This is a genomic window from Porphyromonas sp. COT-108 OH1349 (assembly GCF_000768755.1).
GTDB classification, from domain to species: Bacteria; Bacteroidota; Bacteroidia; order Bacteroidales; family Porphyromonadaceae; genus Porphyromonas_A; species Porphyromonas_A canoris.
The window spans coordinates 286637-309517 of record NZ_JRAH01000013.1; the positions used below are offsets into that span (position 1 = coordinate 286637).

19 protein-coding genes are annotated in these 22881 nt (G+C 44.7%); 14 read left to right on the forward strand and 5 right to left on the reverse strand.

Features of this window, described 5'->3' with window-relative positions:
- Positions 1 to 9 precede the first annotated feature (9 nt).
- The 7 genes from pheT (at position 10) to JT26_RS03130 (ending at position 8871) form a co-directional block, all read left to right on the forward strand.
- Positions 10 to 2490 carry a phenylalanine--tRNA ligase subunit beta gene (gene pheT, locus JT26_RS03100; protein WP_036845905.1) on the forward strand — a complete coding sequence of 827 codons (2481 nt, stop codon included), beginning with the start codon at positions 10 to 12 and terminating at the stop codon, positions 2488 to 2490.
- 35 nt (positions 2491 to 2525) lie between these two features.
- Positions 2526 to 3251 carry a YebC/PmpR family DNA-binding transcriptional regulator gene (locus JT26_RS03105; protein WP_036791837.1) on the forward strand — a complete coding sequence of 242 codons (726 nt, stop codon included), beginning with the start codon at positions 2526 to 2528 and terminating at the stop codon, positions 3249 to 3251.
- Positions 3241 to 4347: a bifunctional 3-deoxy-7-phosphoheptulonate synthase/chorismate mutase type II gene (locus JT26_RS03110; protein WP_081966362.1), complete on the forward strand. Its 1107-nt coding sequence runs from the start codon at positions 3241 to 3243 to the stop codon at positions 4345 to 4347. The genes JT26_RS03105 and JT26_RS03110 overlap by 11 nt, the downstream gene beginning before the upstream one ends.
- Before the next feature lie 220 nt (positions 4348 to 4567).
- Positions 4568 to 5311 carry a (Fe-S)-binding protein gene (locus tag JT26_RS03115; protein ID WP_036845908.1) on the forward strand — a complete coding sequence of 248 codons (744 nt, stop codon included), beginning with the start codon at positions 4568 to 4570 and terminating at the stop codon, positions 5309 to 5311.
- On the forward strand, positions 5308 to 6681 hold the full coding sequence (locus tag JT26_RS03120) for a lactate utilization protein B (RefSeq protein ID WP_036845911.1): 1374 nt from the start codon (positions 5308 to 5310) through the stop codon (positions 6679 to 6681). Before JT26_RS03115 ends, JT26_RS03120 begins: the two co-directional genes overlap by 4 nt.
- Positions 6682 to 6696: 15 nt before the next feature.
- Positions 6697 to 7278: an LUD domain-containing protein gene (locus tag JT26_RS03125; RefSeq protein ID WP_036845913.1), complete on the forward strand. Its 582-nt coding sequence runs from the start codon at positions 6697 to 6699 to the stop codon at positions 7276 to 7278.
- Between the two features lie 45 nt (positions 7279 to 7323).
- The gene (locus JT26_RS03130; protein WP_036845916.1) at positions 7324 to 8871 is read left to right on the forward strand and encodes an L-lactate permease; all 1548 of its coding nucleotides are present in this window, start codon (positions 7324 to 7326) and stop codon (positions 8869 to 8871) included.
- Between the two features lie 770 nt (positions 8872 to 9641).
- Here JT26_RS03130 and JT26_RS03135 read toward each other — a convergent pair.
- Positions 9642 to 10205: an isoprenylcysteine carboxylmethyltransferase family protein gene (locus JT26_RS03135; protein WP_036791849.1), complete on the reverse strand. Its 564-nt coding sequence runs from the start codon at positions 10203 to 10205 to the stop codon at positions 9642 to 9644.
- 244 nt (positions 10206 to 10449) lie between these two features.
- Here JT26_RS03135 and JT26_RS03140 point away from each other — a divergent pair, with 244 nt between their 5' ends.
- From JT26_RS03140 to JT26_RS03160, 5 genes are read left to right on the forward strand one after another with little or no spacing between them, the layout of a single operon-like run.
- Positions 10450 to 11139, forward strand: a complete 690-nt coding sequence (locus JT26_RS03140; RefSeq protein ID WP_036792802.1) for a peptidylprolyl isomerase — start codon at positions 10450 to 10452, stop codon at positions 11137 to 11139.
- A 54-nt stretch (positions 11140 to 11193) separates the two neighbouring features.
- Positions 11194 to 12546, forward strand: a complete 1353-nt coding sequence (locus tag JT26_RS03145) for an MATE family efflux transporter (protein ID WP_036845919.1) — start codon at positions 11194 to 11196, stop codon at positions 12544 to 12546.
- A 51-nt stretch (positions 12547 to 12597) separates the two neighbouring features.
- The gene (locus JT26_RS03150; protein ID WP_036845922.1) at positions 12598 to 14850 is read left to right on the forward strand and encodes a bifunctional (p)ppGpp synthetase/guanosine-3',5'-bis(diphosphate) 3'-pyrophosphohydrolase; all 2253 of its coding nucleotides are present in this window, start codon (positions 12598 to 12600) and stop codon (positions 14848 to 14850) included.
- A 51-nt stretch (positions 14851 to 14901) separates the two neighbouring features.
- Positions 14902 to 15558, forward strand: a complete 657-nt coding sequence (gene rpe, locus JT26_RS03155) for a ribulose-phosphate 3-epimerase (RefSeq protein WP_036791855.1) — start codon at positions 14902 to 14904, stop codon at positions 15556 to 15558.
- Positions 15559 to 15573: 15 nt separating this feature from the next.
- Positions 15574 to 17172: a ComEC/Rec2 family competence protein gene (locus JT26_RS03160; RefSeq protein WP_036845925.1), complete on the forward strand. Its 1599-nt coding sequence runs from the start codon at positions 15574 to 15576 to the stop codon at positions 17170 to 17172.
- Here the strand turns inward: JT26_RS03160 and JT26_RS11090 are convergent.
- From JT26_RS11090 to JT26_RS03175, 3 genes are all read right to left on the reverse strand, one after another.
- Positions 17156 to 17296, reverse strand: coding sequence for a YccF domain-containing protein (locus JT26_RS11090; protein ID WP_081966373.1), 141 nt, complete (start codon positions 17294 to 17296; stop codon positions 17156 to 17158). The two genes, JT26_RS03160 and JT26_RS11090, sit on opposite strands and share 17 nt — an antisense overlap.
- A gap of 247 nt (positions 17297 to 17543) precedes the next feature.
- Positions 17544 to 18164 carry a response regulator transcription factor gene (locus tag JT26_RS03170; RefSeq protein ID WP_036791865.1) on the reverse strand — a complete coding sequence of 207 codons (621 nt, stop codon included), beginning with the start codon at positions 18162 to 18164 and terminating at the stop codon, positions 17544 to 17546.
- 36 nt (positions 18165 to 18200) lie between these two features.
- Positions 18201 to 18899, reverse strand: a complete 699-nt coding sequence (locus JT26_RS03175; protein WP_052079414.1) for a hemerythrin domain-containing protein — start codon at positions 18897 to 18899, stop codon at positions 18201 to 18203.
- A gap of 930 nt (positions 18900 to 19829) precedes the next feature.
- On the opposite strand from JT26_RS03175, the gene JT26_RS03180 reads away from it, so the two are divergent.
- Positions 19830 to 20075 (forward strand): hypothetical protein, encoded by a 246-nt coding sequence (locus JT26_RS03180; RefSeq protein ID WP_036791867.1) that lies wholly within the window; start codon positions 19830 to 19832, stop codon positions 20073 to 20075.
- 99 nt (positions 20076 to 20174) lie between these two features.
- Here the strand turns inward: JT26_RS03180 and megL are convergent, their stop codons facing one another.
- Entirely contained in the window at positions 20175 to 21371 is a 1197-nt protein-coding gene (gene megL / locus JT26_RS03185; protein WP_036791870.1) for a methionine gamma-lyase, read from the reverse strand.
- Between the two features lie 108 nt (positions 21372 to 21479).
- Between megL and JT26_RS03190 the strand changes: the two genes are divergently transcribed.
- Positions 21480 to 22859, forward strand: coding sequence for a tyrosine phenol-lyase (locus JT26_RS03190; RefSeq protein ID WP_036791873.1), 1380 nt, complete (start codon positions 21480 to 21482; stop codon positions 22857 to 22859).
- Positions 22860 to 22881: the final 22 nt, after the last annotated feature.

A 22881-nucleotide genomic window follows, 5' to 3' on the forward strand; every position in this document is an offset into this window, starting at 1 on the left:
TAAAGTATTATGAACATCTCGTTAGCATGGCTAAATAACTATATCCAGAGTACATTGGATGTACAGGAAGTGTCTGAAATACTCACCTCCATCGGTCTCGAAGTAGGCGGAGTGGAGGAGCATGAGTCGGTTCGCGGCGGCCTCAAAGGCTTGGTCGCGGGAAAGGTACTTACTTGTATAGACCACCCGAACTCCGATCACCTTCATATCACAACGGTTGATCTGGGCGATGGAGTGCCTACACAAATCGTTTGCGGTGCTCCCAATATTGCTGCCGGACAGACTGTTGTGGTAGCCACATTGGGAACAACTCTCTACTCCGGAGAGGACAGCTTTACCATAAAGAAGTCCAAAATACGTGGTGAAGAGTCTTTCGGAATGATCTGCTCGGCTAAAGAGATTCAGGTAGGGCAAGATTCGGATGGGATAATGGTGTTGGCAGACGATGTGAAAGCAGGTACGCCGGCAGCCGAACTTTTTGACCTCAAAAGCGATTATATCATAGAGGTGGACATCACGCCCAACAGGGTGGATGCCACAAGCCATTATGGTGTGGCAAGAGAGCTTCATGCCTATCTGCAAACCCATGCACCGGAGAAGATAGTATCGTTTAACCCTCCGATGAAGAGTGTGGAGCTTCTTCACGAGAAGCAGGATGTGAAGCCCCCTGTTACCGTAACGGTAGACAAGGAGAGTGCCGTGGTGAGATATTCCGGCATTGTAATAGATAATCTGAAAGTGGCAGAAAGCCCCGAATGGCTCCGAAAAGCATTGGAAGCAATAGGGCAAAAGCCGATCAATAACGTGGTGGATGTTACCAACTATGTGCTTCACAGCATCGGTCAGCCGCTTCACGCTTTCGACCTCGACAAGCTGTCCCAACATACCATATCCGTTCGCAGTGCCAAGGCAGGGGAGAAGCTGCTTCTCCTTAGCGGAGCAGAACACGAACTTTTGCCTCAAGATGTGGTCATTGCAGATGCAGAGCGTCCGCTCTGTTTGGGTGGCGTGATGGGAGGAGAAGATTCGGGCGTATCGGAATCCACTACTCGAATCTTTTTGGAGAGTGCCAACTTTAACCCCACTTGTGTCAGGAAGACCGCACGCAGGTATGCACTCAATACGGACTCCTCTTTCCGCTTCGAGCGTGGATTGGATCCGGAAGCCACTCTGCCGGCTCTTGTCATGGCGGCAGAGCTTCTCAAAGAGATCGCCGGAGGTGAGATAGCTTCTCCGCTTACGGACTATTATCCGGAAAAGAAAGAGCCTTATCGGGTTGATTTTTCTCTCCAAAAGCTCACATCCACCGCCGGATACGAAATACCCGAAGCTACGGTACGTACCGTATTGAAATACTTGGACATCAACATTGCAAAAGAAAGCAATGGGATATGGGCTTTGGATGTCCCTCGTTATCGTGTGGATGTTACCAGAGAGATAGATGTGATAGAGGAGGTGATGAGAATATTCGGATACAACAATATCCCCATGTCCTATACCCTTAAGGCTTCTCTCAACCATGTTACCGAGACGGACAAGAGTGTCGAAGCACAACGCATCATAGCCGAAATGCTTACAGGCGCAGGGTTTGCAGAGATTTTGAACAACTCTTTGACCTCATCCAAGTTTTTCCTTGACCACTCTCTCGTGGGAGAAGATGAGATAGTAACGCTTGTGAATCCGCTCTCTTCGGATCTTAACGTGATGCGTCCGAGCATGGTAAAAGGAGGATTGGAAGTGATAGACTTCAACTCCAAGAGAAAGAGCGGGCCTCTGTCTCTGTATGAGTACGGTTCTGTTTATCATCGAATAGATCAGCAGCTGGAAAGCCCTACGAAGGGATACAGAGAAGACAGCATGCTGGCTTTGTGGATAAGCGGAGACAAGTGGAACGATCACTGGGCAACCAATAACGATAGTGTCTCTACCGTATTCCATCTTAAGGCTTATGTCTATAATATCATGAGACGTTTGGGGATTGCTCCTTATCATGTCCGCTATGAGAGCAAGAGTGATAGTCCTCTGTTTGCTGTATGCGAGGAGATCCGAGATGTTAAAGGCGAGCTTTTGGCGAGATGGGGTCGTCTATCCAAAGCAGTGTTGTCCGATGCGGACATAGCTTTCCCGGTGTTCTATGCCGAACTCTACTGGGACAAGCTGTATAAGATTGCGCATTCGTCGGGGATCAAGATGAAGAGTATCTCCAAATTCCCTGCCGTCCGTAGAGACTTTGCTTTACTGATAGACAATGGTGTCTCTTTGGTGGATATAGAGAGAGTGGCCTACAAAGCGGAGAAGAAACTTTTGAAAGGCATTACTCTGTTTGATGTTTATGAAGATCCCAAACATCTTCCTCCGGGAAAGAAGTCTTATGCCGTTGCTTTTGAACTGCAGGATGAAGAAAAGACTCTTAGCGATAAAGCTATAGAGTCGGCAATGGAACGCATACATGCTGCATTGGTTAAGGAGTTGGGTGCATCACTCAGATAAGAAAAACGTAAAACTTATATCATACAAATAAAATCATGGGAAGAGCTTTTGAATACAGAAAGGCGAGAAAAATGAAGAGATGGGGCAATATGGCTCGCGTCTTTACGAAATTGGGAAAAGAGATCACTATTGCCGTGAAAGCCGGCGGACCTGATCCCGAAACCAATCCTCGCCTGCGTGTTCTCGTGCAAACAGCAAAGAAAGAGAACATGCCTAAGGAAAATGTGGACAGGGCTATCAAGAAAGCATCATCCAAAGACTTTACAGACTATAAGGAGATGAACTATGAGGGATACGGACCTTTCGGTATAGCCATCTTCGTAGAAACCGCTACCGATAACACAACACGTACCGTGGCAAACGTAAGAAGCTATTTCAATAAGTTTGGAGGCAGTCTCGGAACAACAGGTAGCTTGGAGTTTTTGTTTGACCACAAGTGTGTATTCCATGTGAATAAGCCGGACGGACTCGATCTTGAAGAACTTGAGCTTGAACTTATAGACTACGGCGTGGAAGAGCTGGAAGAAGATGAGGGAGAAGTAATCATCTACGGAGAGTTTGCCCAAAACAGTGCAATACAAAAGTTCTTGGAAGAAAAAGGCTTTGAGATCACTTCCGCAGAGTTTACTCGTATTCCTAACGATGAAAAGGAAGTTACTCCGGAACAACGCGAGCAACTGGATAAGCTTATAGAGAAGCTGGAAGAAGATGAAGATGTGCAAAATGTCTTTACAAACATGAAAGCCTCTGATGAGGAGTAATAACACGAAACAAACATATCACTTTCTACCTATAATAGAAGATCCAAGTGCACACTCTCTTTGTACTTGGGTGATTGCCGGTCCGTGTAGTGCCGAAAGTTATGAGCAGATGAGAGAAACAGCTCTTGCTCTTTCTGCCATGGGTGTTACATGGTTTAGAGCCGGAGTGTGGAAGCCTCGTACTCGTCCGGGAGGCTTTGAAGGCATGGGAGAGGAAGCATTGTCATGGATACGGGAACTCAAGAAAGAGTTTCCGTATATGACTTTCTGCACTGAGGTTGCCACGGCTACCCATGTGCGTCTCTGCCTTGAGTACGGATTGGATGCCCTTTGGATAGGAGCACGTACAACTTCCAATCCTTTTATGATGCAGGAGATTGCGGATGCTCTTCAAGGGGTAGATATTCCGGTGTTGGTGAAGAACCCTGTCAGCCCGGATATCGAGCTTTGGATCGGAGCCATAGATCGCTTGTACAATGCAGGTTTGCGTAGGATAGCAGCTATCCATAGAGGTTTTTCGAGCTTGGGACGAGGGTTGTACAGAAACCCTCCACACTGGAGCCTCGTCATGGAACTGAGATCTCGTATTCCGAATCTCCTTTTGGTGGGAGACCCCAGTCACATGGCAGGACGAAGGGATCTCATCCCCAGCTTATGCCGGCAACTCATACATCTCCACTATGATGGCATCATGTTGGAGGTACATCCCTCTCCGGACTTGGCGCTGAGCGATGCGGCTCAACAGCTCACTCCGGACGGTTTCTCGGAGATATTGCAACATATCTGCATTCAGGAGTCTCCTTCCAATGCTGAGATTATCCTTGCTCCATTGAGAGAGAAGATAGACGGATTGGATCACTCGATTATAGAGCTTATCTCCGAACGCATGACCATCTCTGCCGAGATAGCTAAGCTGAAAGCCCTTAACGATATATCGGTGGTACAGCCGGAACGCTACAACTCTCTTTTGCAAGAGAGATTGCAGTTCTCCCAAAGTCAGGAGCTTTCCGAAGCTCTTATAAAAGCTATATTCGATCTCATACATGATGAGTCCATTGCTCTTCAGAATAAAATAGTATTGGGACTGAAGCAGTAGATTTTGCTACATATCTTGATACTGAACAGTAGGAGATCAGATCCTGCTTGCCGAAGCATCTTTACCCAAAAGATGCTTCTTTTTTATTTTGGTTTTTTTATTTTTATATTCTCTCACTATGTTCCTCTTGTTAATTTAAGATAATAATGAGTGGTTTAATTTGCTCTTTTAGAGGAATTACAATACATTTGAGAATAGAATAACTATTACAAAAGCGATTATGAAAGTAGGATTATTTATCCCTTGCTATATCAACGCAGTGTATCCGCAGGTTGGAATAGCGTGTTTTGAGTTACTCAAAAAACTGGGAGTCGATGCGGATTATCCACTTGGACAGACTTGCTGTGGACAGCCAATGGCAAATGGAGGATTTGAAGGAGAATCTGTTAAGTTGGCTAAGAGATTTGAAGAGCTTTTCCAAAACTATGATTATATAGTCGGTCCTTCTGCCAGCTGTGTTTCTTTTGTAAAAGAGAATCACCCCCGTCTTCTTGCCGAACATGAACACCATGAATGTCGTAGTGCAAAACATATATACGACATCACGGAATTTATTCACGATGTAATACAGCCGGAGAGAATACCCGCGAGCTTCCCTCATGTAGTGAGCCTGCATAACAGCTGTCATGGTGTAAGAGAGCTGGGACTTTCTTCCGCCTCCGAGCTGACTATTCCTTACTTCAACAAGATTCGGGCTCTTTTGGAAAAAGTAGATGGAATAACAGTAAAAGAACCGGAGCGTATAGATGAGTGTTGCGGTTTCGGAGGATTGTTTTCCGTGGAAGAGCATGATGTCTCTGTGTGCATGGGGCAAGATAAAGTGAAAAACCATCTTGCAACGGGAGCTTCTTTTATAACCGGAGCAGATAGTTCCTGTTTAATGCACATGCAGGGAGTCATAGACAGAGAGAAGTTACCTATAAAGACTATCCATTTTCTTGAAATACTAACATCGCAGCTATGAGTACGTATCATTCAAAAGCCGCAGCAGCGTTCTTGAAGAATAAGGAGAATGCAAGCTGGCACGATAAAACTCTCTATTTTGTACGAGAGAAGAGAGATAGACAGTCTCACCAAATACCGGAATGGGAAGAGTTGAGACACATGGCAAGGGAGATCAAGATGTATAGCACATCTCATCTGCCCGAACTTATAGAGCAGTTTGAACGGAATGCCGTGGCAAATGGCTGTCATGTTCATTTTGCCAAGGATGATGAAGAGTATTGCCAAATCATCGAGAGTATTCTTAAGAGACATAACGTCAAGAAGCTTGTCAAGAGCAAGTCCATGTTGTCCGAAGAGTGTGAACTCAATCCTTACCTTATATCTAAAGGTATAGATGTGGTGGAAACAGACCTTGGAGAGCGTATTTTGCAACTTATGGAGGCGCATCCCAGTCATATTGTCATGCCTGCCATACATATCAAGAGAGAAGCCGTGGGTGTTTTGTTTGAAGAAAAGTTGGGATCGGAAAAAGGAAATTACGATCCTACCTATCTTACTCATCAGGCTCGCAAGGCTCTCAGACAGGATTTCTTGAATGCCGATGCCGGAATGACGGGAGGAAACTTTGCAATAGCTTCTACCGGAGAGGTGATGGTTTGTACCAATGAAGGCAATGCAGATATGGGGATGGCTTGCCAGAAGCTGAATATTACGGCTTTTGGTATAGATAAGTTTATTCCCGATTTGGAGAGTGCAGGTGTGTTTACTCGCTTATTGGCTCGTTCTGCGACCGGACAGCCTATTACTACCTATACTTCCATGTTCGGACGACCAAGAGAAGGAGGGGAACAACACTTCATCATCGTAGATAATGGAAGAAGCAAGATATTGGGCATGAAAGAGCATCGTAAGATACTCAACTGCATACGTTGTGGTGCTTGTATGAACACTTGCCCGGTGTATCGCAGAAGTGGAGGATATTCTTACTCCTATTTCATTCCCGGTCCGATAGGTATAAATTTAGGTATGCTGCATAATCCGAAAGAGTATAGCGGTAATGTCTCTGCCTGCTCTCTTTGCTTGTCTTGCTCCTTTGTCTGTCCTGTAATGATAGATCTCGGTGAGCAGATATATGTTTGGCGTCAAAAGCTTGACGGCATAGGAAAAGCAAGCAGAGAGAAGAAGCTTATGTGTAGTGGAATGAAGTTCCTGATGGAAAGACCTAAGCTGTTTCACCGTACTCTGAAGATGGCTCCGATAGCCAATAATATGCCTCGTTTCTTGATCTATAACGGTCTTAACGGCTGGGGTAAAGGGCGAGAGATGCCTACATTTGCCAAGCAGTCTTTTGAGAGCTGGTGGAAAGAGACTCAAATACGAAACAAATAAGACAAAGCAGATCCTATGAACAGTAAAGATACGATACTACAAAGTTTGAGAGAGAACATCCTGGAGGTCTTCCCGAAGCCGGAGATCCGTATCTCTCACATGAGATTTGAAAATAAAGTAGATCAGTTCAAAGAGATATGTCGTGGAGTGGGAGGCGAAGCGTATGAGCTTCAAGATGGAGAAACCATAGACGAAGCGATAAAGCGCATATATCCGGAAGCAAAGAGCATTGCCTGTAACATGCCGGAAGTAACTTGTGCTACGGTCAATCCGGATAATGTCAATACTCCTGCGGAACTCAACGGAACGGACCTTGTTGTTTGTCGAGGGATCTTTGGTGTCTGCGAAAATGGAGCAATCTATTATGAGCAACAGTACAAGCAGAGAGCCATCTACTTCATAGCAGAGTCTCTTCTTTTTATTCTGCCTAAGAGAGAATTGGTAGATACCATGCACGAAGCGATGCCGCGCATCTCTCATAAGTTTGAGGGAGAATTCAGAGGATTCATATCCGGTCCCTCCAAGACGGCAGATATCGAACAGGCTTTGGTAAAAGGAGCTCACGGGGCAAAAGAGTCTGTGGTGCTGTTGATCTGACAAGAGAGAAGGTGTATATATGTGTAATTAAATAATAGTAGAATTATGGCAGTCTTATTATCCGTATTACCTATTTTGCTTCTGTTTGTGCTCATGTTGGGGCTTAAGCAGCCCGGACACAGAAGTGCATTCATTACTCTTTGTATCACCATTCTTATAGCATTGTTTGCTGCTCCGGCTCTTGGGTTTGCAAAGGATGGTTTCTCTATGCCGGGAGTAGGTTGGGCTGTTGTGGAAGGCATTTTGAAAGCAGTTTTCCCTATCCTTATCATCATCCTGATGGCTATATACAGCTACAATGTTCTGCTTGAAAGCAAAGAGATAGAGGTGATAAAGAAACAGTTTACCTCTCTTACGGACGACAAGGGAATAATGGTGCTCTTGCTTGTTTGGGGATTTGGCGGATTGTTGGAAGGGATGGCAGGTTTTGGAACAGCGGTAGCCATACCTGCGGCGATACTTATAGGGTTAGGCTTCAAGCCCGGCTTCTCTGCATTGGTTTCGCTGATAGCCAACAGCGTTCCGACAGGTTTCGGTGCCGTAGGCGTTCCGGTTACTACTCTTGCCAATGAGGTTGCAGCCAACGGTGTGGCTACTCAGGCGGAAGTGTGCGACATCTCTGCAAAATTCGTCTTGCAGTGTTCTCCTCTGATGATACTCATACCATTTGTGATACTCACCATTACGGATCCTTCCGCAAAGAAGATTGTCAAGAACATCTTACTATCTCTTTGGGTGGGAGGTATCTCTCTTGCTGTGCAGTATGTGGTTGCAAAGAATCTCGGAGCAGAGACGCCTGCGATCTTGGGAAGTATCGCTGCAATCCTGGCGATTATAGCCTATGCCAAGATTTTTGCACCAAAGAAAGAAGAGAGCACCTCTTCCGGGACGACGCTTTACGGTGCTTTCAAGGCATGGAGTGTTTACCTGTTCATCCTTCTCTTCATTGTACTGAGCGGACCGTTGGTAAAGCCGATCAACGAACTTCTAAAGTCCACACTGGTCTCCAAGATTCATCTTCCCATCTATGAACAAGGCAAGTATTTCGCTTTCGGCTGGCTCTCCAATGCCGGACTGATGTTGTTCCTCGGCACCATTGTTGGAGGACTTATACAAGGACTTTCATTCAAAAAGCTCATGGTGGTATTGGCGAAGACCATTGTCAATCTGAGGAAAACGACAGTAACCATTATCAGTCTTGTTGCTATGGCATCCGTGATGAACTATGCCGGAATGATTCTTGTGATTGCAACCGCATTGGCAGGCGCAACGGGAGCTTATTATCCGTTCTTTGCACCATTGATCGGGGCGATCGGAACCTTTGTAACAGGCTCCGACACCTCCTCCAATATCCTCTTCGGCAAGCTGCAAGCCAACGTTGCAGGTCAGCTCAACTATGCCGATCCCAACTGGCTCGTGGCGGCAAACACTACGGGAGCAACCGGTGGCAAGATCATCTCTCCGCAGAGCATTGCCATTGCGACAGCTTCCTGCGACATGCCGGGCAAGGATGGAGATATTCTCCGCTCCGCACTGCCTTATGCTCTCGGATACATCATCATAGGAGGATTGATGGTTTTCTTTGCAGCCTGATCTTTCCGCATTCATTAAACTATTCATAAAAGAAACCCCGCCGATCTTGCAAAAGAGGTCGGCGGGGTTTTCTTTGATGCTTATCTCGGCATCTGCCCGGATGCGGATTTGTCCTGAAAACAGCTCAAAAAAGGTTCTGTTCCCGATGATCGGAGGCTGAAAAGCAGCCGAGTAAAAGTTTTGTTCCCGATGATCGGAGGCTGAAAAGCAGCTGAATAAAAGTTTTGTTCCCGATGATCGGAGGCTGAAAAGCAGCCGAGTAAAAGTTCTGTTTCCAATGACCTGAAACTGAAAAGCAGCCGAGTAAAAGTTCTGTTCCCGATGATCGGAGGCTGAAAAGCAGCTGAGTAAAAGTTCTGTTCCCGATGATCGGAGACTGAAAAGCAGCCGAGTAAAAGTTTTGTTTCCAATGATCTGAAACTGAAAAGCAGATGAGTAAAAGTTCTGTTCTTATTTATCAATTCTATATTTCTCGCCGCGAAATATTGGTTTCTCGCCGTGAAATATTAGTTTCTCGCCGTGAAATATTGGTTTCTCGCCGTGAAATATAGAATTGGTAATTAGGATATGCGTTTTTCCCCGATTATTTCTTACTTTTTGCACGGTAATAAAAAAGGTTTTTTCTACTGCTTTTTCTCCTTCTCCGAATCATTTTTTTCTCCATCTCGGCGGAGGTGTCTTCCGAAAAGCAAAAAGATCCCGATGCGAAGAGTGCCTGCATCGGGATCTTTGTTATACGGAAATGACCGGGGACGTGCCTGCGTCTGCTGTCAGAAGAATAGGAAGTATCGCGGCGTATTTGCTTTGTATCGGAGGTATTCTTCGCCGTAAGTCTCTGCACAGTAACGCTCTTCTCCCAAGACGGTCAGGTGGGTTGAGATGGCAAACGGTACCATCACGAGCAGCATCCATAAAGATGCCGAGGCGATGCAGAGCCCGAACATCGAAAGAAAGAAGAAGAAGTACATCGGGTTGCGAGACCGGCGGTAGAGTCCGCCCCTGATGGTTTTTCCCGGTTCGCCTGCGGCGTAGCTGTGATAGGCGTATATCGAGGCGAGCAAGGAGACGGAGAAGACGATGATGCCGACCGTGAACCATGCCGTGCCCCACTTGAAGGGGACGAAGATCGAGAGCAGGATCAGGAGGATCTGCAATGAGGTGCTGACGGAGGCGTTGATTTTGTCTTTGGCTGTGTACCAGGAGGTGTCCACCGCCCGCCTGCCTCCTTCGCGGAAAAGTGCCATCCATACGAACTGTACGAGCAGCGCTCCCAGTGAGAGAATCCATGTGTTGAGCCAGCCGGGCTTTAGTGTTGTGAAGAAGGAGAGGTCCATGATTGTGAATGTCGGTTGTGTGAAATATCTGCAAATGTATCGAATCCGACGACGGCTCACAATCGCAAGAAATGGTGATTTTTATTGCTTTTCTCCCGATATTCGAGAAGATTTTTCTTCCCGCAACGGCAGGGAAGAGGCTCTTATTGAGTCTGTTTTGGTATCTTTGCGACGAAGTTTGGTTTTGGAGATAAAGCACCCCCACACGGAAGGTCGCGATGTCTCGATTAAAAAGATTAAGATTATGTCTCGAAAAATACTTTGCGCCATTGTTGCGTTTTTATCGCTATCCGGTCTCGCTTTTGCCACTGATGCACCGCAAGATACAGCCACTTATGTGAAGATCGTAACCAATAAGGGAAGTGTGGAGGTGCGTCTGTACGATGAGACGCCTTTGCATAGGGACAACTTCATCCGTCTCGTGCGGGAAAAGGCATACGATAAGGTCATTTTCCATCGTGTGATCAAGCAGTTCATGGTGCAAGCCGGCGGCAATGTGCTCAAAGGAGACTCCCTCTCCGCCACACGATTGGAAGAGAAACACTCGGAGCTTCTCCCGGCTGAGATAGTGTATCCGAAGTATTTCCATAAATATGGAGCGTTGGCGGCGGCTCGCACCGGAGATGATGTCAATCCGGAGAAGAAGTCATCCTCCTTTCAGTTTTACATCGTGACGGGTAAGTGTTATCTGGATTCGGATCTCAAAAGGTACGAAGCAAGCAAAGGCCTAACCTTTACAGATGAGATCAAAGAAGCCTACAAAATGATGGGAGGCACTCCGCATCTGGATGGAAATTACACGGTCTTCGGAGAGGTGGTGAAGGGAATGAATACGGTAGAAAAGATACAGTCTGTCTCGACGGACGGAGCAGATCAGCCGGTGTCGCCCGTCTACATCAAGAAGGTGGTGATATTGAAGAAAAAGAAGAAGTAAGAGATTACTTCTTTTTTGTTCTGTTGTCGTATCTGTTATTTGCAAGAGATTCAGATGTCTTTTTCCCGTTGTCGGCTTCAAAATCCGTATTACAAACCACTCCTGAAGCTCGGCCTTCCTATCATTTTGGGTCAGGTCGGTCTTATTCTTGTCGGCTTCATAGATAATATGATGGTCGGGCATTATGGTACTCCGGAGCTTGCTTCTGCCTCTTTCGTGAACAACTTTATGAACCTTGCCTTTATCTTCGGGCTGGGTTTCTCTTACGGGCTTTCTCCTCTGATCGCCACCTCCGTAACCGGAAAAGACGGAGAACACCTCTCTCTGCTGAAAAGTGCACTGCTTGCCAATCTTATCATTGCCCTCTTTCTGGTTCTGGTCATGGGCTTTCTGCTGCTGAGGATAGATCTTCTCAACCAACCGGAGGAGCTTATTCCGCTTATTGTACCATACTATATTATACAGCTGGCATCCATTCCGGTGCTGATGCTTTTCAATGGTTACAAGCAGTATGCGGAGGGAGCAGGTAATCCGTCTGCCCCTATGGTCATAATGCTTTTGTCCAACGGACTGAATATTGTACTGAACTATCTGCTGATATACGGTAAGCTGGGCTTTCCGGAGCTTGGGCTTACAGGTGCAGGTCTGGCGACATTTATTGCGAGGTTGTTTTGTCTTGTCGCTCTCGGAACAGTCTGTTACAAGGGGCGTTCATTCGTGAAGCTCTATGAATCTTTACCTAAGGAGAGAGGACAGGTGAAGCGCGTGCATGTAAAATCTCTATTCGGATTAGGGCTCTCCACAGCAGCTCAGATGGGAATGGAGACTGCTTCTTTCTCTCTTGCCGTAGTGATGGTGGGATGGATGGGGGCTAATGCTTTGGCGGCACATCAGATCATGAGTGTGATCTCTACGCTCGGATTTATGATCTTTTATGGTCTTTCGGCTGCCGTAACCATACTCATGAGTAAATACTATGGTGAAGGACTTGTCTCGGAGATGAGGCGAGTGGTTCAAGGCGGACGCAATATGCTCATCTTTCTTGCTCTTGTTACGGTGGTTGTCTTACTCTTGACGAGGAACTATATCGGCTATCTCTTTACAGACAGTGTAGATATCGTCTCTACGGTTTCACTGCTCATCTTTCCCGTTATTGTCTATCAGTTTGGAGACCTTACGCAGATCCTCTATGCCAATGCTCTCAGAGGGATAAGAGACGTTAAGTATATGGCTGTCTGCGCACTCTTTTGCCATATTTTTCTTGCCCTCTCTTTAGTGTACGTTTTGGGCATAAAGTTGGAACTGGGAGTCTTGGGTGTTTGGATGGCTTTCCCTGTCAGTCTCTCGGCTTTGGGATTGTTGCTGCATCGTCGTTTCAGGAAGCTGACACAAGATGTATATTCTTAAAGAATTGCTATATTTGTTATTGTTCTATTAACAACTATAGAGTACAGAGCCATGACCAAAAAGGATACAAAAATCATAAGTGAAGAAGAAGGTCAGATTCTTATCCAGAAAGCATTCGATAAGCTGATACAAGATTACCGGAATAGCAATCACCGTAAACGCACAGATGTTATAGTTAAGGCATTCCAACTGGCTAAGGATGCACACGCAGGGGCTAAACGAAAAAGCGGAGAGCCTTATATCTTGCACCCTATTGCCGTTGCAGATATCTGTTGCAATGAAATAGGTCTCGGTTCTACCAGTATCTCTGCTGCTCTCTTGCATGATGTGGTGGAAGATACAGAGTACACCATCGAAGATATTGAAGATATGTTTGGTCCTACCATTGCGGTAATCGTGGATGGTCTTACCAAACTTTCCGGTGAGATATTGGCAAAATCCGTCGATGTGGTTACGCAGGATACTTCGGCACAGCTTGAGAACATACGCAGATTGTTGCTTACAGCCAATAAAGATATTCGTGTGATTTTGGTCAAGATAGCTGACCGTCTTCACAATATGCGTACGCTCAGCAGTATGCCGGCAGTGAAGCAGGCGAAAATTGCAGCGGAGACACGGCTGTTTTACTCTCCTTTGGCAGAACGTCTGGGAATGTACGACATCAAAACCGAGTTTGAAGATCTCTCCCTGAAATACGATCACCCGGAAGAGTATGCAGAAATAAAGCGAAATATCGAAAATACCAAGCAGAGCAGGGAAGACCTCTTCTTACTTTGTGAGAACATTCTCAAGAAAGATCTTAATAATATAGGTCTAAACTATGAGATGCACTATCGCATCAAGTCTGTTTACTCGATTTGGAGAAAGATGAAGAGTAAGCAGGTTCCTTTCTCCGAGATCTACGATATTTTTGCCATACGTATCATTTTTACTCCTACCTCTCCGGAGACAGAGTATACCGATATATTCAGAATATATCAGGTGTTAGCTTCTCATTTCAGACTCAAAGATGATCGTATCCGAGACTGGGTAACACGTCCTAAAGAGAATGGTTACAGAGCACTTCATATCACCATAATGGGACCTTCGGGCGAGTGGATAGAAGTACAGATCCGCTCCAGACAGATGCACCAGATGGCTGAGAAAGGACTCGCAGCCCATTGGCGTTATAAGGCAGAAGCTTTCAAGGTGGACGAAGTAGAAGAACGAATACTGAATAACGTCAAAGAACTTCTCAGCAATCCCGGTCCGAGTGCATCTGACGACTATGAGAACATGATGTTTCATATGTCAAACGAAAAGATGTTGGTCTTTACTCCCAAAGGAGATCAGATAGGTATCGCACGTGGTTCTACCGTACTCGACTTTGCATACCTTATACATACGGAGCTTGGTGATCATTGTATAGGAGCAAAGGTCAATCACGAAATGGTGGGATTGGACTATCGTCTCTCCAATGGAGATCAGGTTGAAGTCATAACCACATCCAAGACACGTCCCAAGGAGACTTGGTTGAAATTTGTGACTAATCCCTCTGTGAAGCGTCATATTATCCGATACTTGAATAAGCAGAGAGAGAACGACATTAAGAAGGGGCGGGAGATTCTGCAAGAGTTTTGTGAGAAGAATAATCAAGATAAAGCTCTTGTGGAGAAGTGCAAGGCATCTCCTCTTCCCGGTTATCTCTCTTTTGAAGATATGCTCATAGATATAGCACATGGAGTGGTAAAGCTTACAACCGAACTATTGGATGGTATCGTTGCACATCAGAATGATGAAGTTGTGGACCCGCACGACCCATTGGTGGTTCTTCGTACTACTCCAGCGATGGATCTCAGCAGGATTAAAGAGACCTATATCCTTACTTCCCAGGAAGGGTACAGAAATTATATCCGTCCTTCATGCTGTCGACCCATAATGGGAGAAGAGGTACATGGCATTCTGAACGAGCACAACCAAGTGGTGATACACAAGAGGTATTGTCAGGTAGCAATAAATCAAAAAGCTTCTCACGGCAATCGTATTGTCAATGTAGAGTGGGGAGCGCATGTGCATTCGCCTTTCAGGGTGACTTTGGGTATATATGGTGTCAATATAGATTTCTTTGTGCTCAACATCCTTACAACTCTCAAGGATAAAGGTATCGAACTTTGGGATATTAACTTCCGTGCCAATAGAGAAATGGCTGAAGGGCAGATGACCATCCGTGTTTCGGATGTGGCACAACTGGAAGACCTTATGGTTACACTCAAAGAACATAATGATGTGATCCGTGTGATCCGAATAGATGGAGATAAGCATTAGATCTCCCATCTGTTTATAATTGATGATAAAAACCTAAATGCTAAACATATTATGAATCGCAAACGTATAATATCTCCTTCTTTGCTTTCTGCGGACTTTCTTCATCTGGCTGATGATGTTGCCATGCTCAATAGAAGCAAAGCGGAATGGTTGCACTTAGACATTATGGATGGTGTCTTTGTCCCTAATATTTCCTTTGGAGTCCCGGTGGTAAAAGCTGTAAGGAGCATGACATCAAAGTTTCTCGATGTACACTTAATGATAGTAGATCCCACTCCATACATCTCGGTGTTTAAGAGTGCCGGTGCAGATATGCTCACCGTGCATTATGAGACTTGTTCGCATCTGCATCGAACCCTTACTGCAATCAAAGAACAGGGGATGAAAGCGGGTATTGCTCTGAATCCGCATACACCTGTGGCTTTGCTGAAAGATATTCTCCGAGAAGCGGATATGGTACTTTTGATGTCCGTAAATCCGGGATTTGGAGGACAGAAATTTATAGAAAGGACTTACGATAAGGTCAAAGAGCTTCGTGAGATGATAGATGCGCAAGAACTGAATACTCTTATCCAAGTGGATGGTGGAGTCAATGAAAAGACCGGAGCACAACTCATCTCTTGTGGAGTGGATGTTTTAGTTGCCGGGAATTATGTCTTTGCGGCAGAGAATCCTGAGGAGAGAATAGAGACACTGCTCTCTTGTTAAGTATCGGAACAGCAGATGACTCCGACAAGATATGCTTCCAGACCGGCGTATTTCCTGCTATCGGCTCTGGTTGTTGCGCTCGTTTGGGTCTACTTTTACGCTTCAAGAGTCTCTTTGCCGGTTGTAGCCGCCATTGCATTTGTGGCATTGACGGCAGGGATTTATATTAGCTCAATATCAGGTAGAAGAGAAAAAGATCCGGAGAGTGCTTTCCCTTGGGATAAGGAAGAACGCTCTCCGGATCTTCTTTTTGCTTTCAAGTATGCTTCCCCTTGGATTGTTACACTGCTGTGGACAGTGCTTATGATGGCTTTTGGCCTACTCTATGGTTATCGCATCAATAGTCCGTCGGGATGGGATCAGAGTCGTAAGTATATCATTACAGAAAGAACACTGAACCGAAAAGGGGCAATCACTCTCTCCCTGATGCCATTTTCGGAAAATATTTTTCTTCCTCGAAAAGTCTATGCAACGGTTAGAGGCAGCTCTTCGGCAGATTTACCTCTATATACCAAAGGGAATGTCGTAACCCTTTTATCTTCTCCTCACGATCTTTTTGGCAAGAATGCTCCGGAGAATAACTCTTTCTACACCTACCTCAAAGGGGAAGGCTATTTCCGGTACGCATGGTTAGATAAGTCTGAAATCGTTGCTGCCGGAAAAGAAAAAGCCGGAGAGAGCATCAGAGATAAGTTCGAAAACTACAGAGAGAAAATCATCTCCCGAACGGAAAAGGCTCTTGGCGAGATACTATCTCCATCGTCACGCTCTCTCTTCTACGCATTATGCTTAGGGTATAAAAATCAAGACTATGACGATGTACGCCATTCATTTGAAGCATCGGGAGTGGCACACGTCTTGGCTATAAGCGGATTTCATCTTGGCGTTATTGCCTCTTGTCTGCTCTGGTTGCTCAAACATTTATTGCCCCAATACCGTCATCGGTCATACCGTTATCTTATAGCTCTACCGCTTCTGCTCTCCTACACGCTTCTCACGGGAGCTTCCCCATCCACTGTGAGGGCTTTCGTGATGATTGCTTTTCTGCTTCTTTATAAGAGTTTGAACAGGAGAGCCGATGCCGTACAAATATGGACGGGAACTGTTGTTGCGATTCTCATGGTAGCCCCTTACTATATTTTCAATATGGGATTTCTTCTCAGTGTCTTTGCTGTCTGGGGCATACTTCACTTTTATCCTTTTTGCAAAAAGATTTTGAAGCCCGAACATCCCATATTGGTCTATTTGTTCAATATTCTGTGGATTTCTATCACAGCTCATCTGGGTATTTGGGCATGGCTCGCATACTTTACCAATCGTTGGAGCCTGGTCTTTCTCTGGAGCAATATTCCGGTAACGCTACTCGCTACCATCGCTATCGTATTGGGCTTGTTCCTCGTGCTTTCTTTGCTCTTTCTTCCTATTCTATCTCCCATTATAGGATTGGGTGTGAACCGGGTACTGGAAACCCTAACGGCTGTAACTTCTTACTTTGCTTCTATTCCCGGACTTGACGGAGAGCTCATGATTGGAATACCTGCCCTCTTACTCTATTACTTGACACTCTTTATCCTTTTCAGCTTGTTGCAAAAGCGGTTCAGATACGCGAAGTGAACGATGCCGTTACAAAGGTTTTCCCAAAAGGAACAAGCGATAACTCGATAAGAGCAAAATGTTTTCTGCTAAGCGGTATGCCTATGATTGTACAAAAGAGAAAAATACCAAATGTAATGTGAATTGCCTATATGATCCGACCCACGCTAAGCAACTCCAAAAACATTGCCTAGACGGCTAAAAAAAGAGAAGTTGTCCTTTGAAACTACCTTGTAAGAGTACGGAAACAAGATATGAGAGACTATTCTCAAGCACTGCGATCCCAAGCAATACCGATTCATGGATACGCAAGCCAATATTCCTGTAAACAGATATTCCAGAACCATAATCCACCCTCCGAAGATCAAAAAATACATTCCGGAGAGAGGATATTATGAGTTCGGGTCGATGTTTTGCTTGATATCTTTAAGCTCCACAAGCTTGTTCACTATCGCATAGATTGTGAGACCGGCAGGGGAGTGTATCTGTAGTTTTTTCGCAATGTTACGCCTGTGAGTGATGACCGTATGGGTTGAAAGGAAAAGCTCATCGGCTATCTCCTTATTGGTAAGTCCTTTCACGACGCATATCACAATATCTTTCTCTCTTGGGGTGAGTACTTGTTGCTCTTCATTGCTCTTCTTCTCCTTTTCTTCCTGTTCAAACAGGCGAGAGATCTTCTTCTCTATCTCCTCTTCCGTGTCGGTGAAAAGGATGGATGCATCATAATATTTGGCTTCAATAGATTCTCCCGGAAGCCCTCCTACCACTACGAAATGAGTGTGGGGGCAAGAGGTTTGCTCTTTAAGGGTTTGTACCATAATCCCTCCGATGATAGAGGAAGAGACCAAAACCAAATCGGGCTTTTCTGCCAAAAGGACTTCCCCCAAAGTTTCGGGGCTGTGAAGAACGAAGTAGTGCGATTTGGCTAGTATCTCTACTCGTTTTATAGTATTCTCCAAGCCTATGCGAAGAAGAGGATATGGGATGGCTATGACTATTTTCTTTTGCATGTCAGGAGTTTCGATTTTATGTTCAAAAATATAGATTTATACTAAACTATCCGACATCTCTTCTTCTAGCTTCGCCACTGCAGGTATAAAGACATGATCTTCTACATGGTTGTGGTCATAAAGTTCTATCTGACATGCAAAAATATCGTATAGTACGCTGTGAAGTTTATACCCGCTTTGTGTTGGGTAGTATTTGATAAGAATATTTTTCAGCTCTTTGATCTTAAGCTCTATCTGGTCGTGTTTCTTGCGGAATATATCTATATTGTACTTGCTATCTTTCTCTCCATTTATCAGCTTCGTTGCATAAGGGAATACATATTTGTCTTCATAACTCATGTGTTTACGTACTTCGTCCTCGTATTCATCGAAGAATTTGATAATGACATACACGACATCTTGGGGAGCTTCTTCGAGGGCATTCAGCAGCTTGCTCCTTAGCTCCGGAAGGCGGTAATGCAGGAAGTAGTCGTGCGAATTGCGTAGATAAACAATAAGCTGCGGTATGGATATTCTTCTATGCAAATCCATATTGTCTCCCGTTGTACGAGAAGAGAGGTAGTGTACCACGTAGAGGAATGTCTCCAGATCCACGCTGTTTTCCCTGCAGACCTCTGCGATGCTTTTTTCTCCCACACCCAAAGGGATGCCAAACCTGTTCATCAGCAGAAGCATATTGTAGTTTTCGCTGATCAGATCTGCCATTTTACTACGACCATTATATATTGTCTTCATTCTATATGTCTGTATTTATATCTTTTATACTGCGAAAAATATTTCGTTTAACTATTTCGTATCAAAATTACAATATATGGTCGAGATAAGCAATGATAGTTTTTAGGTACGGATTTTATTCAAAATCAATATTATTAGGTATTTGCATATTTTATCATAGGAGATAACTTTGTCAGCGTAATAGTAATACAATAATCGCTTTGCCAAACATAGGCTGAACTAACTAAATATGTCCCTTCGTGAGGACAAGTGGAGATTCCGATGATGGAGCACTCCCACAATCGCGAGCATATTTCCTGACACAAAGGAACCATACTAAAAGTGATAAATACAAATTTTTGTCGGGAGTCTTTTGGGAAAAAGGCTCCCGACGCCTTTTATCCGACAAAGGTATAAAGAAAAAGTGTTGCTATTTATATTTTCTCGTTTCAGTTTTCAGCTCCCTTTTGTGGAGCTGTTTTTATATATTCCATACCGCAGAAATGTGTCCATTTTTGCGCTCTCTATTTTGATCGGAGGGGGCGTTTTCAGAGCACGACCGAACTGTTAAATTCAGGCTGTTTTATTAACACAAATTCCGATACTCGTTAAGCCCAAACAGTAAACGAGCATATTTTGTCGGCTAAACGTGTTTAATTTTTCAATGAACACGTTTAGTGATTTCATTAAACACGTTTACCGGATTCGATTAACGTGTTTAGAATTTTTGATTACTTGCCTGGTTATTAGTGTTTTAGCTGTTTTATCCCCTTTTTGGCTGTTTTTAAGCATAAAATTGCATTAGGATTTGTTTACAGAGGTGGGTGTTAAAATTTACGCTTATTAACGCGAAAAAGCCCCATCAAACGGACTGAAGAAAAATTTTTTCTCAGATTGGGCTGGTTTTATAATCTGTTGATATGGTGTGTTTTATCTTCATTCTTCTTCTTTTTGATAGGAGAAGAGAGGAGACGAGAGGGGAAAGGAGAGCCTGATTTCCCTGATTCGGATTTATATAAAAATTTCGCTCTGAACGGCATATTTTCTTTCTCGTTTTCGGAAGATACGATTATGGAAAGAGGCTTCTTTTTATATCTTCGTCATTGCTTGCCAATCCGTCGTTTTTTTGAGATAAAATCCATCAAAGAAGAAGAGGATCCACAAACAACAAGCTCACAGCAAGGAGTGTTGCTGTGAGCTTGCATGGAGGAAGGAGTTCCCATTGAGTTATGATTTTCATCGGGGAGCGTTTTTCCCCTTATCATAGTGTCTTCGCGATGTGGCTGTTATCACCTGTTAAAGCGCATCCAATCCTTGCTTGAGATCGGCTATGATATCTTCTGCATCTTCAAGACCAACGGAGAGTCTTACCAGTCCGTCCGAAATATTTGCCATGGCTCTCTCTTCCGGTGTGTATGGAGAGTGGGTCATGCTGGCAGGGTGTTGGATAAGCGTTTCCGCATCTCCAAGACTCACTGCCACTTTACACATCTGCATCGCATTGATAAGTTTTTTTCCGGCATCCATTCCACCTTTGAGCTCAAAAGAGATCATACCTCCGGGAAGAGACATATATTTCTTTACCAGATCTCTTTGAGGGAAACTTTCGAGCCCCGGATATGAGATGGATGAGACCTGAGGATGCTTTTCGAGAAACTCGGCAACCTTTTGTGCGTTTGCACTATGCTTTTCCACTCGTATCGGAAGAGTCTTCATACCTCTGTCTATAAGGAATGCGTCAAATGGGCTGAGCGATGCACCGGTAAGGTCTTTTACTCCCAATAGTCGTACCTGATTGATGTACTCCTCTTTTCCGACAACAAATCCGGCTATGACATCTCCGTGTCCGTTAAGATACTTGGTGGCAGAGTGGATAATGATGTCCGCACCATGTTCCAATGGACGACAGATGTAAGGGGTACAGTAAGTGTTATCCACCATCACCTGTACGCCTTCTTGGCGGTGGGCTATCTCTGCCACGGCGGCAATGTCTATCATATCCATATTAGGGTTTGCAGGGCTTTCAAGATATACCACTTTGGTATTCGGGCGCATTGCTTTGGCAACCTCTTGCGGGTCTCTCATGTCCACATAAGTTACTTCTATTCCGTATCTGGACAGACCGTGAGTGAAGTAAGCATGTGTACAGCCATAAAGAGTCCTGTGTGCCACAATGTGATCTCCGGTCTGTACCAGTATCCAAATAGCAGAAGTTACTGCTCCTATACCTGATGCGGTGGACATTGCTGCCTCTGCGCCTTCGAGCAGAGCAAGTTTCTTCTCCACTTTGGTGCAGGATGGGTTTCCTAATCGAGAGTAAATATATCCCGGTTCTTCCAAGGCAAAGCGAGCTCCTCCTTGTTCTGCCGAGTCGAATACAAATGTTGAGGTTTGAAAGATCGGTGTTGCAAGTGCTCCGTAGGCATTTTTTTCTGATCCTCCGTGAATAGCTTTTGTTGCAAAGCCTGCTTTTTCGATTTTTTCGTGGTTCATATTTCTTCTGTAAGTATTAAGTGATTTTCTCTGTAAGAGACTGCTAAGATATGAAATCTTTGTGTATATTTGTCCAGATTCATTATTAACTATTTCAAATCATTTATTATGGATTTAAAAAACTTTCCTGCGGAGCCATTTAGAATAAAAGCGGTAGAAACCGTGAAAATGAATACACGTGAAGAGCGTGAACGTGTAATCCGTGAAGCAGGGTACAATACTTTCCTTATCAACAGTGAAGATGTTTACATCGACCTGCTTACCGACAGTGGAACAAACGCAATGAGCGATAAGCAATGGGCAGGTATGATGATCGGTGATGAGGCTTATGCCGGTAGTAAAAACTTCCATCACTTGGAGGCTACCGTACAAGAGCTTTTTGGTTTCAAGCATGTTGTGCCTACTCACCAAGGCAGAGGTGCGGAAAACTTGTTGAGCCAGATCGCTATTAAGCCGGGACAATATGTGCCTGGTAATATGTACTTCACCACCACTCGCTATCACCAAGAAAGAAATGGCGGTATCTTCGTTGATATCATCAGAGATGAAGCTCACGATGCCGGTCTTGAAATCCCATTTAAGGGAGATATCTGCTTGGAGAAGTTAGAGAAGCTTATTCAGGAAAAAGGCGCTGAAAACATTGCTTATGTTTGTTTAGCTGTAACGGTGAACTTGGCAGGTGGACAGCCTGTTTCCATGAAGAACATGAGAGCAGTGAGAGAACTTACACAAAAGCATGGCATCAAGGTGTTCTACGATGCTACTCGCTGCGTTGAAAATGCTTATTTCATCAAAGAACAAGAAGAGGGCTTTGCAGATAAAAGCATCAAAGAGATTGTTCACGAAATGTTTAGCTACGCAGATGGTTGTACCATGAGTGGTAAGAAAGACTGTCTTGTGAACATCGGTGGGTTCCTTTGTATGAACGACGAAGAGCTTTTCCAAAGTGCAAAAGAATTGGTTGTTGTTTACGAGGGTATGCCTTCTTACGGGGGGATGGCAGGACGCGACATGGAAGCTATGGCTATCGGTCTTCGCGAAAGTATGCAGTTCGAGTATATCCAACACCGTGTATTGCAAGTGCGTTATCTTGGTCAGCGTCTTATTGAAGCAGGTATTCCTGTGATACAACCTATTGGAGGTCATGCTGTATTCTTGGATGCAAGACGCTTCTGTCCGCATTTGACACAAGACGATTTCCCTGCACAAAGTCTTGCTGCCAACCTTTACGTGGAAGGTGGTGTACGTGCAATGGAACGTGGTATCGTGTCTGCCGGTAGAGATGTTAAGACCGGAGAAAATCACAGACCTAAGCTCGAAACTGTTCGTCTTACTATTCCTCGTCGTGTTTACACTTATAAGCATATGGATCTTGTAGCGGATGCAGTGATCAAACTCTTCAAACACAAAGAGGACATCAAGGGTCTGCGTTTCGTTTATGAACCGAAGCAACTCCGCTTCTTTACTGCTCGTTTCGAGGAAAAATAAGACCGGAGAACCCGAAGAGTTG